This is a genomic window from Rhodococcus sp. GXMU-t2271 (assembly GCF_041414735.1).
GTDB classification, from domain to species: Bacteria; Actinomycetota; Actinomycetes; order Mycobacteriales; family Mycobacteriaceae; genus Rhodococcus; species Rhodococcus indonesiensis.
Genome location: NZ_JAUIZP010000019.1, coordinates 1 through 226 on the forward strand (window position 1 = coordinate 1; position 226 = coordinate 226).

A 226-nucleotide genomic window follows, 5' to 3' on the forward strand; every position below is an offset into this window, starting at 1 on the left:
CTGGAACACCTTCATCGCCTCGCTGCTGATCCTGCTGATCTTCCCGCTGCTGGCCGCGGCGCTGATCGCCCTGTTCGTCGACCGGCAGTTCGGCGCTCACGTCTTCGATCCCGGCACGGGCGGTGTCATGTTGTGGCAGCACCTGTTCTGGTTCTTCGGTCACCCCGAGGTGTACGTGCTGGCGCTGCCGTTCTTCGGCATCGTCTCGGAGATCTTCCCGGTCTTC

Annotated in this window: 1 protein-coding gene; it reads left to right on the forward strand. The window is 63.7% G+C overall.

Translation table 11 applies throughout. The annotated features are described in order from the left end of the window. On the forward strand, positions 1-226 hold a 226-nt coding region (locus QYS60_RS07280; RefSeq protein ID WP_371382802.1), incomplete at both ends, for a cbb3-type cytochrome c oxidase subunit I.